This window comes from Halomonas sp. (genome assembly GCF_052095765.1).
GTDB lineage: Bacteria > Pseudomonadota > Gammaproteobacteria > Pseudomonadales > Halomonadaceae > Halomonas.
Genome location: NZ_JBQDJZ010000016.1, coordinates 23,416 through 36,021 on the forward strand (window position 1 = coordinate 23,416; position 12,606 = coordinate 36,021).

The window sequence follows — 12,606 nt, forward strand, 5'->3', positions numbered from 1 at the left end:
CCTACACCTGCCCGTAGCGGCTGGCTTCCTTGCCGAGCCAGCGGCGGATAAGCGGCTGGCTGGCTTCGGGGTGTTGGGCAAGCAAGGCATCGGCCAGCGGTGTCACACGGGTGAGCAGGTCGGCGTCGCGCTCCAGATCGGCAATTTTCATCTGCGCCAGGCCGGTCTGGCGGGTGCCAAGCACCTCACCGGGGCCACGGATGGCGAGATCCTCCTCGGCGATGCGAAAGCCATCGTTGGTTTCACGCATCACGCTGAGTCGTCGCTTTGAGTGCTGGGACAGCGGTGGGTGGTAGAGCAGCACACAGAAGCTGGCGATAGCGCCGCGCCCGACACGACCGCGCAGCTGATGCAGCTGCGATAACCCCAGGCGCTCGGGGTTCTCGATAATCATCAGGCTGGCGTTGGGTACGTCGACGCCGACCTCGATCACCGTAGTGGCCACCAGCAGATCCAGATCACCTGTCTTGAACGCATCCATCACCGCGGCCTTCTCGGCGGGCTTCATGCGCCCGTGTACCAGGCCGATATTCAGTTCCGACAGCGTTTCTGCCAGCTCATCCCGGGTGGCTTCAGCGGCCTGGCATTGCAGGGCTTCAGATTCTTCGATCAGCGTGCAGACCCAGTAGGCCTGGCGGCCGTCGGCACAGGCGTTTCTAATGCGCTCGGTGATTTCAGGGCGGCGCTCGTCGGGCATTGCCACGGTTTTGACCGGCGTGCGACCGGGTGGCAACTCATCAATGACTGACACATCGAGATCGGCGTAGGCGCTCATGGCCAAGGTGCGCGGAATCGGCGTGGCGGTCATGACCAGCTGATGTGGTGTGAGACCGCCGGCCTCGCCTTTCTCGCGCAGGGCCAGGCGCTGGTGCACACCGAAACGGTGCTGCTCGTCGATGATCGCCAAGCCCAGGCGCTGGAAGTGCACGTCGTCCTGAAAGAGCGCGTGGGTGCCGACAATCATGCGTGCCCGGCCATCCTGAATCGCCGCCTTGGTGTCGAGACGCTGCTTGCCCTTGAGTTTGCCGGACAGCCAGGCCACGTCGATGCCCAATGGCTCGAACCAGTCGCGGAATGAGCGATAGTGCTGTTCGGCAAGAATTTCGGTGGGTGCCATCATGGCCGCCTGGCAGTCGCCAGCAATGGCCGATAGAGCCGCCATGGCGGCGACCACAGTTTTGCCGGAACCAACGTCGCCTTGGACCAGCCGCAGCATGGGGCAGGTGGTGGCCAGGTCCAGACGAATCTCATCCAGCACGCGACGTTGGGCGCCGGTTAGCGAGAAGGGCAGTTGGGTCAGAAAACGGGCCTGCAGGTTCCGCCCGTCCGGCAGCGGCGGTGCACCATCCTGCTGAATGCGCAGGCGCACCTCGCGTAGGCTCAGCTGGTGGGCCAGTAGTTCTTCCAGCGCCAGACGTCGCGTGGCCGGGTGCTGCCCTGCTGCAAGGCGCTCGGGGTCGGTATCCGGTGTCGGGTAATGCAGAGCCCGCAGGCAACGATGTAGCTCGGGCAGCTTGAAGCGCTGGCGCAGCGCTTCAGGGATCCATTCCGGTAGAGCGTCGGGATTAGCGTCCAGCTGCTCGAAGGCCTGGCCGATCAACGCACGCAGGCGCGACTGGTGCAGCCCGGCAGTGGTGGGGTAGATCGGGGTGAGATGATCTTCCACCGGCGGCGTGCTATCGCTGATCAGACGATATTCGGGATGATAGATCTCAAGCCCGGTCGCCCCAGCGCGGGCCTCACCGAAGGCTCGAACGCGAGTGCCGGGCTGAAACTGCTGTTGCTGGGCTGGGGAGAAATAGAAAAATCGCAGGCTGATTACGGCGCCGATATCGCTCAGTCGAATCAGCAGGCTGCGGCGGCGCCCCTGAACCACGTCGGCGGCGGCGATTACGCCTTCCACCACGGCCTCGTCGCCGGAGCGCAGAGTGGCAATCGGGGTGATGCGTGTGCGGTCCTGGTAGCGCAGCGGCAGGTGAAACAGCAGATCGCTGACCCGGGCGATGCCCAGTCGCTCGAGCTTGATGGCCAGTGCTTCGCCGACGCCCTTGAGCTCAGTGACCGGAGCATCAAGCGAGCTCATGCTGGTGTCGTGCGGGTGGTGGGCGACGCCTCGGCAGCATCGCCAGTGGCGCGCGGTGTGCAGAGCGCGATGGCGTCGGTGACGGCATCGATGGCCTTGGGGCGCGGAAAGCTGGCGCGCCAGGCAATCGCCACGGTACGTCCGGGCGCCGGGGGCGTGAACGGGCGGCTGATCAGTAGGCCGCTCTCGTAGTGGCTGGTGCCGATAGCCGACTGCGGCAACACGGTGATTCCTAAGCGCGATGCCACCATGTGGCGAATGGTTTCCAGTGAGCCGCCCTCGGCAATCAGGGTATTGTCTGGGTTATTAAGTTTGTAGCTGATGGCCGGGCAGGCCTCGAGAATCTGGTCGCGGAAGCAGTGGCCCTCGCCCAGCAGCAACAGGCGCTCGCCGAGCAGATCTTCCTTGTCGATGGCGGAGCGGTTGGCCCAGGCGTGGTCGGCGGGTAGCAGCACCTCGAATAGCTCATCGTAGAGCGGTTTGGTGACCACATCGGTCTCGGTAAAGGGCAGCGCAACGATAATGGCGTCAAGCTCGCCGTTACGCAGCTTGCGACGCAGATCGCCGGTCAGACCTTCTTCGATATACAGCGGCATTTGCGGTGCGCGTCGGGTCAGTGCCGGTATCAGGTGCGGAAACAGATAAGGGCCAATGGTATAAATCGCGCCAATGCGCAGTGGGCTGGACAGCTGATCGCGGCCGGCAGTGGCCAGCTCATTGATGCGGCTGGCCTGTTCCAGCACCCGCTGGGCCTGGGCAACGATCTTTTCGCCCAGTGGCGTGGTTTGTACAGCTGCCCTGGAGCGCTCAAAAAGCGCCACGCCCAGCTCGTCTTCCAGCTTCTTGACAGCCACCGATAGGGTGGGTTGGGAGACAAAGCAGCGCTCGGCGGCGCGCCCGAAATGGCGCTCTTGGGCCAAGGTTACGATATAGCGTAGTTCTGTTAGAGTCATCGGAGTACTGGGCTTCCTTTATCTTGCTGCATTCCCTGGCCGAAGTGAGCTGGCCCGAGGTCAGCCACGGCGTCAGAAGCGCCCGGGAGGCCTGATTCCTTATTTGCTAGCCATGATTGTAACCATGGTTGTAACAGGGGGCGAGGCAAAGGTGAAGACAACAACGTTGATAGTCGGCTGCGGAGATATTGGTATCGCCTTAGGCAAACGGCTTATTGAGGCGGGCCAGCGGGTGATTGGTGCTAGGCGTCAGCCCCACAAGCTGGAAGGCAGCGGTATCGAAGGGGTGATGATTGATCTTTCCGATCCGGCAACGCTAGGTGCGCTGCCTGAGGCAGATATCGTCGTCTATGCTGTCGCAGCGGACCGTTTCGACGAAGGCGCCTACCGGGCCGCCTATCCCGATGGCTTGACTGCAGTGCTAAACGAGCTTGAAGGTCGCACACAGCAGCCAAAATGGGTGCTGTTTGTGTCCTCGGCCAGTGTCTATGGGCAGCAAGAGGGTGAGCAAGTCGATGAGCAGAGCCCGGCGGAGCCCAGTGGCTTTTCCGGCATTCTGATGCATCAGGCCGAGCAGGTGCTGCTGAAACACCAGTTTCCCGGCAGTGTGGTGCGTTTTTCGGGTATCTATGGCCCGGGCCGCGAGGGCCTGATTCGCCAGGTGAGCGAGGGGCGCATAGCACCAGCCACGCCGGTGATGTATTCCAACCGTATTCACCGCGATGATTGTGCTGGTGTGCTGGCGCATCTGATAGAAGTTGCCTTGAAGGATGAGCCACTGAAGCCTATCTATCTGGGCACTGACAGCGAACCATCACCGCTGCATGATGTGATGGCGTGGATCGCTGCTCAGCTTAAGGTCGAGGCCACCGAGATCATGCAGTCGCCGCTGCGACGACGTGCCAGCAAGCGTTGCAGCAATGCGCTGTTGCTGGAAAGTGGCTATGAGTTCCGCTATCCGACGTTCCGTGAAGGATATGCCCAAGTGTTGCGTGAAGGCGGCTTTTTGCCGGCTGGTAAGCGTTAGGCTCTTCGGGGTTACTGGCATGCGGCTCTTCCTTGCCCTGCTGCCCCCGGCGTCTCTCAAGCCGACCCTTTCCGGGTTGGTTGATGCTGCTTACCTGCATTATGGCGGGCGGCGCGTACCCGATGACAACCTGCACCTGACCCTGGCCTTTCTCGGCGAGCAGCCGGAGTCGCTGGCGGTGCGTCTTGCTAAGCGAGTTTGCGCCATGCAAGTGACACCTGGGCAGTGGCAGCTGGATCGTTGGGGGTATTTCTCTCGCCCCGGCATCGTCTGGGTGGGCAGCGACCAACACAATGCACCGTTACACGCCCTTCAGGCGTCACTGTGGGATAACTTGGCACCGCTGGGTATCGAAGGCAGGCCGCTGGCCTTCGTGCCCCACGTCAGCCTGCTGCGCCGGGCAGCACCGCCGGTCGGTGATGAGCTGCCAGCGCCTGCACTGAGCTGGGACTACCAGCGCCTTGCGCTGGTGCAGTCGGAAGTAGGGTGGGAAGGCAGTTGCTATAGCGTGTTGGCGCACTCGGCTCTGCCAGATAATCATTCAACCTGATGCTGGCACCAGCCCCGCCGCCGCTAGGCGTCTTAGTTATTGATGACCATGATGGCGTCAGCTTCCACCTGGCTGCCTTTGGGCAGTGCCTTGACGCCAATGGCAGCACGGGCGGGGAAGGGAGCCTCGAAAAACTCTTCCATCACCTTATTGATGATGGCGAAGTTATCCAGGTCAACCAGGAAGAGGTTCAGCTTGACGATATCCTGCAGGCTGCCGGGTGCCTGTTCGCAGACGGCTTTCAGGTTGGTAAACACCTGCCGCGCTTGGGCTTCGAAGTCGCCGTCGACGATCTCCATGGTGGTCGGGTCCAGTGGAATCTGGCCGGAGACGTAGACGGTGTTGCCGGCCTTGATGGCCTGGGAGTAGGGGCCAATAGCGGCAGGGGCCTGATCGGTGTTGATAACAGCTTTATTGCTCACGGGCGTCTCCAGAGCGGATGGGGAAAAAGCGAAAGTAGCACGTATCACGTGCCGGAGTCAGTTACCCAGGCGGCTGATTTTGCCTACGTTATGTAAGTTGCGCATGCGTTTTATGATCCGCGCCAAGTGCACGCGATCACGTACTGCCAGGGTCATATTGACGATCGATAAATGTGCGTCGCGCTCTTCGATATCAATGCGTTCGATATTGGCACCGGCATCGGTCACCAATGCGGCCAGTTCTGCCACCAAGCCGCGTCGCGTTTCGATTTCCAGGCGTAGCGGCACCAAGTAGTCGTCGTCAGCTTCTGGCGACCATTCCATCGCAAACAGTTTGTCCGGGTCGCTTTTCAGCTCGGCAAGGTTGCGGCACTCCTGGCGATGCACCACGACGCCCTTGCCAGCCGACAGATGACCAATCACGTCATCGCCGGGCAGCGGGTGGCAGCAACGGGCAAACTTGACCACCATGCCTTCGCTACCGCTGATGATGATCGGCCCCTGGGGTTGCCGCCCTGTCTGATGGTCGATCGGTGCGTCGCCATGCTCCAGCTTCAACAGTCGCTGTGCCACTATCTGTGCGATACGCGTGCCAAGCCCGATGGACTCCAGCAGGCTGTTATTGTCCTGTACGCCGTACTCGTCGCGCAGCAAAGCTAGGGTAGGGGCGCTTAGTTCATCCAGGCTGGTCTCGAAGGCGCTTAGCGCTTTGTTAAGCAGGTGGCGGCCCAACTGGACAGCTTCGGCCTGCTGCTGGTGCGTAAGCGCATGGCGAATTGCCGAGCGTGCCTTGGCCGTAATCACTACATTGAGCCAGGCCGGGCTTGGCCGTGCACCGGGCGCCGTAATGATTTCCAGTGTCTGGCCGCTTTGCAGCTGGGTAGAGAGCGGCGCGAGATGCCGGTCAATACGGCAGGCGATGCACTGGTTGCCGATATCGGTGTGTACGCTGTAGGCGAAGTCGAGCACCGTAGCGCCCTGGGGCAGCTCCATGATGTCGCCGCGGGGAGTAAAAATGTAGATATCATCGGGGAACAGGTCGTTTTTGACATGCTCGATGAATTCTAGCGAGTCGCCAGCGTGGCGCTGCATTTCCAGCAGACCCTTGACCCAGGAACGGGCTCGGGCATGGCTGCCTTCAGCGATGGGATGATCGGTCTGGCCGGCTTTGTACAGCCAGTGAGCCGCTACGCCATTGTTAGCCATGGCTTCCATTTCACGAGTGCGTATCTGCACCTCGATGGGCATGCCCTCGGTGCCGAATAGCGTGGTGTGAAGGCTCTGGTAGCCGTTAGCCTTGGGAATGGCAATGTAGTCCTTGAAGCGCCCGGGCACCGGTTTGTACAGATTGTGTACTAGGCCAAGGATACGGTAGCAGCTGTCCACATCTTCCGTAATGATGCGGAAACCGAACACATCCATGATTTCCGCAAACGGCTTACGCTGGTCACGCATCTTGCGATAGATGGATAACAGATGCTTTTGGCGGCCGATGACCGAGCCGGACAGGCCTTCGTCGTCGAGGCATTTCTGCAGGCTGTTCTGGACCTGCTGTATCGCCGAGCGGCGATGCCCTCGGGCGCTAGCCACAGCACGCTTGATGCGTTCCGAGCGCATCGGATAGAGCGCCTGGAAAGACAGGTCCTCAAGTTCGATGCGGATGGTATTGATGCCTAGCCGGCTGGCGATGCGGGCGTAGATTTCCAGCGTTTCGCGGGCAATGCGCCGTTTTTTGTCCGGGCGCAGGGCGCCCAGGGTGCGCATATTGTGCAGCCGGTCGGCTAGCTTGACGATGATGACCCGAATATCACGGGACATCGCCAACACCATCTTCTGGAAGTTCTCGGCCTGGGCAACGGCCTTGTCCTCGAAGGTGATCTGGGTCAGCTTGGAAACGCCATCAACCAGCTCGGCAACCTCTTCACCGAACTGTTCTGCCATGGCGGGTTTGTCCACGCCGGTGTCTTCGATCACATCGTGCAACATGGCCGCCATCAGGCTCTGGGCGTCCATGTGCATATTGGCCAGGATGTTGGCAACGGCAAGAGGGTGCGTTACGTAAGGTTCGCCGGAGCGACGGCGCTGACCGTCGTGGGCCTGTTCTGCATAGTAAAAGGCGCGCCTGACCTGGCGGATTTCATGCGCTTGGAGATAGCCGCCGAGGCGGTCGGCCAGGTCATCGATGGTGAACATTCGGCATGCCCTGAGTGCGATCGGTGATCCCGAAAAGTGGACTGTCACCTGGATTGCAGTGACTCATGACCTCACTCTTCGATAGGAAGGCTCGCGTTGAAATCGGGACGCTGGCGAATCGGTGCCGCTTCCAGAGGCTCGTTGAGCACTGTGTGATCTACCAGGCCTGCCGCGATTTCACGCAGTGCCACGACAGTGGGCTTGTCGTTTTCCCACGGTACCAGCGCATCGCGGGAGCCACGAGCCAGCTGGCGTGCGCGATGGGTAGAGATCATCACCAGCTTGAAGCGGTTTTCGACGTTTTCCAGACAGTCTTCGACGGTAACTCGCGCCATGGATGTGTTCCTGAGAAAGGGGTGATGGCAACGACAGCCAGCGCATCACGCGCCGGTGCATATACCAATGAGTAGACCTCTTAGATTACTCGACTCAGGGCGCATCTGACAAGAGCGCGGCCAGCAGGGAGCCGTGGCGTGCCTGCATGCGTTCGCGTTGCTGGCGGCGGGCTATGACCAGTGACTGCAGCTCATTAAGTGCAGTGGTGAAGTCGTCATTGATGACCAGGTAGTCGTATTCGCTGTAATGCGACATTTCGCTGATCGCTTCACGCATCCGTGCTGCGATAACGGCGTGCTCGTCGGTGCCGCGGCCAGACAGGCGGTTTTCCAGCTCATCCCGCGAGGGCGGCAGGATGAAAATCGATACCGCATCGGGCATCTGCTCACGAGCCTGGCGGGCGCCTTGCCAGTCGATTTCGAGAATCACGTCCTGGCCGGCAGCCAGCATGCGTTCAACGGTGACGCGAGAGGTGCCGTAATGATTGTCGAACACTTGGGCGTGCTCAAAGAACTCGCCGCGTTCAATCATCGCCACGAAGTCGGCGTGCTCGACAAAATGGTAGTTCACGCCGTTGACCTCACCCGGACGGCGCCCGCGCGTAGTATGTGATACCGAGACCTGAATGCCGTCCAGGCGGTCAATCAGCTCGCGCACCAGGCTGGTCTTGCCGGCACCGGAAGGAGCGGAAACGATGAAAAGGGTTCCTTGAGGCATGGCAGGTGTTCCTGTTTCGACGGCGGAGCGTGACAGCAGATGCGGGTCACAGGCTGGAATGACAATGAAACATGAAGGGTGAAGTATCGCATATTTTACCGCTGACTCCAGTGTCCGCGGCTTCTCTTGGCCATCCCATGCTGTCATTATCTAGTCGTAATTTTGTCAGTCAGGGAAGGATAGAGTTTGATGAGCCAGATAATCTCGTCGCTGGTGGCGACGCTGGTACGTCTTTTTGCGCGCTTCATTACCGCTGTACGCGGCATCTGGGCCGGGGTTGCACCGGTGGAGAGGCAGCGCATCTACTTCGCCAATCACGCCAGTCATGGTGATTTCATTCTGGTATGGACGGTGCTGCCGCCGCCTTTGCGGCGCCGCACACGCCCGGTGGCGGGGGCCGACTACTGGCTGAATGGTCGGCTGCGCAGTTGGTTGATCCGTGATGTATTTAAGGCAGTACTAATTGATCGCAACGCTGACACGCGCCAAGACAATCCCATCGAAACCATGAGCCAGGCGCTGTACAATGGTGATTCCCTGATTCTGTTTCCCGAAGGCACCCGCAATCTCGGGGGCCAACCTCTACAGCCGTTCAAAAGCGGGCTGTATCATCTGGCCCGGGCCTGCCCCGAGGCGGAACTGGTGCCAGTGTGGATCGCCAATCTCAACCGGGTGATGCCCAAGGGTGAGTTCGTGCCGATTCCGCTGATCTGTACCGTGACCTTTGGCGAGCCGGTGGCGCTTGAACCCAACGAAGACAAAGCGGCTTTCCTGAGCCGCGCTGCCGCAGTCCTTTCGACGCTGAACCCTGACTATCAGCCCGGCCATCAGTCAGATCAGGAGCCTGATCATGCACCCTGACCTTATTACCCTGCTTTCTGGCATCGGCGCACTGCTGGTGGTGGCCTCGTTGATTGGCTATGTACTGCAGCGGCGCTATTCACCCCGGGGCGGCAGTGGTGTGATCGAAAACCTCAATCAGCGCATCCGTTCCTGGTGGATCATGGTGGCGCTGATGGCACTGGCCTTTCTCGGCGGCAAGACTGGGGTGGTGATCCTGTTCGCGTTTGCTTCGTTCTCGGCGCTGCGTGAGTTCGTCACTCTGGTCAATGCGCGTCGCGCCGATCACTGGGCGCTGGCGGTGGCATTCTTCGTGGTGGTGCCGGTGCAGTACTACTTTATCTGGATCGAGTATTACGGCATGTATTCGATCTTCATTCCAGTCTATGCGTTCCTGCTGCTGCCGATTCTGGCCACCCTGCGCGGCGACAGCCAGGGCTTTCTGGTGCGCGTGGCCGAAGTGCAATGGGCACTGATGATCTGCGTGTTCTGTGCCTCGCATGTGCCGGCGCTACTGAGCCTGGACATCCCGGGCTATGAAAACCGTAACGTGCTGCTGATCGCGTTTCTGATCGTGGTGGTTCAGCTCAGCGATGTGCTGCAGTACGTGTGGGGCAAGCTACTCGGGCGGCGCAAGATCGCACCTAGTTTGTCTCCGTCCAAGACCGTCGAAGGCTTCGTCGGCGGCGTGGCCAGTGCCACGCTGGTGGGCGCCGGGCTTGCTTGGATGACGCCGTTTAGCGTGCTCGCTTCGGCGGGGTTGGCGCTGATGATTGCGCTGCTTGGCTTTCTCGGTGGACTGGTGATGTCGGCGATCAAGCGTGATCGCGGCATCAAGGACTGGGGGCATCTGATTGAGGGCCACGGCGGCTTCATCGACCGGCTCGACTCGGTGGTGTTCTCGGCGCCGATTTTCTTTCACGTAGTGCGCTACTTCTGGTCGGTGACATAAGATGGCAATGAATAATGATCGACGCCCGCTGGCCAGCCGCGACACCGGCTGGGCTCGGACGATTGCACGTCGGCTGGCAGCAACGTCGCTAACACCAGACCGGGTGTCTCAGCTGAGCATGCTGGCAGCGGCTATTGCTGGTGGCTGTTACCTGCTTGCTGGGCATAGTGAAGGTTGGGTGCGAGGGCTGTGGCTGGTGCTGGCGGTGCTGGGCTGCCAAGGGCGGCTTTTGTGCAACCTGTTTGACGGCATGCTGGCTATCGAGTCGGGCAAGGCCTCTGCCGAGGGCGCGTTCTGGAATGAGGTGCCGGACCGCGTTTCGGATACCTTGATTCTGGTCGCCGCTGGTTACGCCATCAGTGAGCCAGCGCTGGGCTGGGCGGCAGCGGCTCTGGCCATTCTGACCGCCTACGTGCGTGCCTTTGGCCAAGCCTGCGGGCAGGTCGCTGACTTTGTCGGCCCCATGGCCAAGCCGCACCGCATGGCGCTACTGACCGGCGCGACCCTGCTTAGCTTGTTTGCGCCGTTATGGGGTGGGCGCGATGAGCTATTACTCGCAGCACTGTGGCTGATTGCCATCGGTAGTCTGATTACTGCCTGGCGGCGTGGCCGGCGTTTGCGGTTGGCCATGGCGAGCGGTGGCCGCGACTAGCGCCTGATGGCGAGCCAGCGGTCGTTGCCGTGCTGGATATCGTCGAGTTCAACGCGGTACGTCTTGGCCAGACGTGAGGTGCTGAGCACTTGGTCGGGGCTGCCGGCAGCAATGCGCTTACCCTGGTCAATCAGCCACACGCGGTCGGTAAAGCGCAGCGCCAGGTTGATGTCGTGCAACACGCACACTACGCCCATGGCGTGCTTGCGGGTAAGACGCAGCAGTAGCCGCATCAGTGCCTGCTGCTGGCCAATATCCAGGGCGCTGGTGGGTTCATCGAGTAGCAGCAGCCGTGAAGGCTGCGATGTTTGGGCGAGCTGACACAGCGCGCGAACAATCATTACCCGCTGCAGTTCTCCGCCGGATAGTGTTGGTGCGAAGCGACTGGATAGATGCGTCATATCCATCTCTCGCATCCAGTGGCAGGCCTCGGCCTCGCTGGCGCGGGCACCGAGTGTTGCCAGGTCTTTTGCGCGCCAGTCGAAAACCGGCTGTTCGCGCTGAGCAACCACTGCACGACGGGCCGCCAGAGCCTGACGATCCCAGGCGGCCAGGCTGATGTTGTCGATACACACCTGCCCAGAGTGTGGAGCGCGAAAGCCGGAAAGCAAGCTCAGCAGCGTGCTTTTGCCCGCGCCGTTGGGTCCGACGATAGCCAGCAGTTCACCGGGCCGCACCCGGTCGCTAAAAGGCAAAAGCTTCGGCAGCTGAGTGAATCCGGCGTTGTCCAGGGTTAGCATGAGGGTCTGCCACGCAGTAACAGCCATAAGAAATAGGGGCCGCCAATTAGGCTGGTGAGTAGTCCCACTGGCAGCTCGGCGGGGGCGGCCAGGCTGCGGGCCAGGGTATCTGCCAGTAACAACAGTACGGCGCCGCCCAGCATCGAAGCGGGTATTAGCAAGCGATGGCTTGGTCCCAGCCACAAGCGCAGGCAGTGCGGCACCAGCAGGCCAATGAAGCCGATGATGCCGGCTAGCGCAACGCTGACGCCCACCCCCAGCGCGGTAGCCAGAACGACGCGACGACGTAAGCGTGGTGCGTCGAGACCCGCGCTATGAGCGGTCAGTTCACCAAGCTGCAGCAGGTCCAGCTCGTGGCGGCTGCGCAACAATCCCCATAGCGCCACGGGGGCGCAAGTCAGCAGGCCGATTACCGGCGGCCACAGGGCATTGGCCAAACTGCCCATTCCCCACAGGCTGAGTTGGCGTAGCTGCTCATCGCTGGCCACAAAGGCCAGCACACCGCCACCAGCACCGGCCAAGGTATTGATGGCCAGGCCGGCCAGCAGTAGGGTGAACAGGCTGCTGGCCCCTTGGCCTCTGGCACCGATGAAGAAGACCAGAAGCCCCACGGCGAAGGCGCCGCTGAAGCCGGCAATGAACTGGCCATACAGCCCGAAAGAACTGTCACTGCCGCCGATCAGTACTATCCACAATGCCACCGCCAGGCCTGCTCCGCTGGCCATGCCCAATAACGTGGGGTCGGCCAACGGATTACGGAACAACCCCTGCATGGCAGCACCGCTCCCGGACAGTAACATGCCCACGCACAACCCCAGCATCACGCGCGGTACGCGTAACTGCCACCAAATCTGCCAGGCGCTGTGCGGTGCCTCACCGTTGAGCATCGCCAGGGAGACGCCCAGCGGCCCGCTGGACAGCGACCAGACCAGCGCCAGTAGCAAGCCGAATACCAGCAGCTGACAGGCGCCGACAGGCCGTAGTTGCCAGCGGGATCTAAGCAGGGCAGCGGACTTCATGGTGCCTCCGGCCGACTGATCTCTGACAGCGCAGCGTGCAGATCCAGTAGCGCCTGAGGCGTGCGTGGGGTGATGCTGAGCAGGGCTACGCTATCCACGCTGACATAGTGCTGATGCTTGCC

Annotated in this window: 12 protein-coding genes and 1 pseudogene; 5 read left to right on the forward strand and 8 right to left on the reverse strand. The window is 61.2% G+C overall.

Annotation, left to right across the window (positions count from 1 at the left end):
* Position 1: 1 nt before the first annotated feature.
* On the reverse strand, positions 2-2,083 hold the full coding sequence (gene recG / locus ACTH3D_RS03800) for an ATP-dependent DNA helicase RecG (protein ID WP_441665414.1): 2,082 nt from the start codon (positions 2,081-2,083) through the stop codon (positions 2-4).
* Positions 2,080-3,036, reverse strand: a complete 957-nt coding sequence (locus ACTH3D_RS03805) for a LysR substrate-binding domain-containing protein (protein WP_441665416.1) — start codon at positions 3,034-3,036, stop codon at positions 2,080-2,082. Before ACTH3D_RS03805 ends, recG begins: the two co-directional genes overlap by 4 nt.
* A 151-nt stretch (positions 3,037-3,187) precedes the next feature.
* Between ACTH3D_RS03805 and ACTH3D_RS03810 the strand changes: the two genes are divergently transcribed.
* Positions 3,188-4,063: an SDR family oxidoreductase gene (locus tag ACTH3D_RS03810; protein ID WP_441665418.1), complete on the forward strand. Its 876-nt coding sequence runs from the start codon at positions 3,188-3,190 to the stop codon at positions 4,061-4,063.
* Positions 4,064-4,082: 19 nt separating this feature from the next.
* Positions 4,083-4,613: an RNA 2',3'-cyclic phosphodiesterase gene (gene thpR / locus ACTH3D_RS03815; protein ID WP_441665420.1), complete on the forward strand. Its 531-nt coding sequence runs from the start codon at positions 4,083-4,085 to the stop codon at positions 4,611-4,613.
* Between the two features lie 32 nt (positions 4,614-4,645).
* On the opposite strand, the gene ACTH3D_RS03820 is transcribed toward thpR, so the two are convergent.
* The 4 genes from ACTH3D_RS03820 to gmk form a co-directional block, all read right to left on the reverse strand.
* A complete protein-coding gene (locus tag ACTH3D_RS03820; RefSeq protein WP_441665422.1) occupies positions 4,646-5,035 on the reverse strand; it encodes a RidA family protein in 390 nt (129 codons plus the stop codon).
* 57 nt (positions 5,036-5,092) lie between these two features.
* Positions 5,093-7,228 (reverse strand): RelA/SpoT family protein, encoded by a 2,136-nt coding sequence (locus tag ACTH3D_RS03825; RefSeq protein WP_441665424.1) that lies wholly within the window; start codon positions 7,226-7,228, stop codon positions 5,093-5,095.
* A gap of 71 nt (positions 7,229-7,299) precedes the next feature.
* Entirely contained in the window at positions 7,300-7,563 is a 264-nt protein-coding gene (rpoZ, locus tag ACTH3D_RS03830; protein ID WP_441665427.1) for a DNA-directed RNA polymerase subunit omega, read from the reverse strand.
* A 94-nt stretch (positions 7,564-7,657) separates the two neighbouring features.
* Positions 7,658-8,281, reverse strand: coding sequence for a guanylate kinase (gene gmk / locus ACTH3D_RS03835; RefSeq protein ID WP_441665429.1), 624 nt, complete (start codon positions 8,279-8,281; stop codon positions 7,658-7,660).
* 189 nt (positions 8,282-8,470) lie between these two features.
* On the opposite strand from gmk, the gene ACTH3D_RS03840 reads away from it, so the two are divergent.
* Genes ACTH3D_RS03840 through ACTH3D_RS03850 form a run of 3 tightly spaced genes read left to right on the forward strand, consistent with a single transcriptional unit; the run spans position 8,471 to position 10,725 of the window.
* On the forward strand, positions 8,471-9,142 hold the full coding sequence (locus tag ACTH3D_RS03840) for a lysophospholipid acyltransferase family protein (RefSeq protein ID WP_441665431.1): 672 nt from the start codon (positions 8,471-8,473) through the stop codon (positions 9,140-9,142).
* Positions 9,132-10,073, forward strand: coding sequence for a phosphatidate cytidylyltransferase (locus tag ACTH3D_RS03845; RefSeq protein WP_441665433.1), 942 nt, complete (start codon positions 9,132-9,134; stop codon positions 10,071-10,073). Before ACTH3D_RS03840 ends, ACTH3D_RS03845 begins: the two co-directional genes overlap by 11 nt.
* 1 nt (position 10,074) lies before the next feature.
* Complete coding sequence (locus tag ACTH3D_RS03850; protein WP_441665435.1) at positions 10,075-10,725, forward strand: CDP-alcohol phosphatidyltransferase family protein; 651 nt, start codon at positions 10,075-10,077, stop codon at positions 10,723-10,725.
* Here the strand turns inward: ACTH3D_RS03850 and ACTH3D_RS03855 are convergent.
* Positions 10,722-11,402: pseudogene (locus tag ACTH3D_RS03855) on the reverse strand (ATP-binding cassette domain-containing protein); the annotation flags it as partial. The gene ACTH3D_RS03850 and the pseudogene ACTH3D_RS03855 sit on opposite strands and share 4 nt — an antisense overlap.
* A 56-nt stretch (positions 11,403-11,458) precedes the next feature.
* Positions 11,459-12,484, reverse strand: a complete 1,026-nt coding sequence (locus tag ACTH3D_RS03860; RefSeq protein ID WP_441665437.1) for a FecCD family ABC transporter permease — start codon at positions 12,482-12,484, stop codon at positions 11,459-11,461.
* Positions 12,485-12,606: the final 122 nt, after the last annotated feature.

Bases quoted from the DNA above. Each gene is read 5' to 3' on its own strand.
- recG (WP_441665414.1), bottom strand. From the start codon at position 2,083: ATGAGCTCGCTTGATGCTCCGGTCACTGAGCTCAAGGGCGTCGGCGAA.
- ACTH3D_RS03805 (WP_441665416.1), bottom strand. From the start codon at position 3,036: ATGACTCTAACAGAACTACGCTATATCGTAACCTTGGCCCAAGAGCGC.
- thpR (WP_441665420.1), top strand. From the start codon at position 4,083: ATGCGGCTCTTCCTTGCCCTGCTGCCCCCGGCGTCTCTCAAGCCGACC.
- ACTH3D_RS03825 (WP_441665424.1), bottom strand. From the start codon at position 7,228: ATGTTCACCATCGATGACCTGGCCGACCGCCTCGGCGGCTATCTCCAA.
- rpoZ (WP_441665427.1), bottom strand. From the start codon at position 7,563: ATGGCGCGAGTTACCGTCGAAGACTGTCTGGAAAACGTCGAAAACCGC.
- gmk (WP_441665429.1), bottom strand. From the start codon at position 8,281: ATGCCTCAAGGAACCCTTTTCATCGTTTCCGCTCCTTCCGGTGCCGGC.
- ACTH3D_RS03840 (WP_441665431.1), top strand. From the start codon at position 8,471: ATGAGCCAGATAATCTCGTCGCTGGTGGCGACGCTGGTACGTCTTTTT.
- ACTH3D_RS03845 (WP_441665433.1), top strand. From the start codon at position 9,132: ATGCACCCTGACCTTATTACCCTGCTTTCTGGCATCGGCGCACTGCTG.
- ACTH3D_RS03850 (WP_441665435.1), top strand. From the start codon at position 10,075: ATGGCAATGAATAATGATCGACGCCCGCTGGCCAGCCGCGACACCGGC.
- ACTH3D_RS03860 (WP_441665437.1), bottom strand. From the start codon at position 12,484: ATGAAGTCCGCTGCCCTGCTTAGATCCCGCTGGCAACTACGGCCTGTC.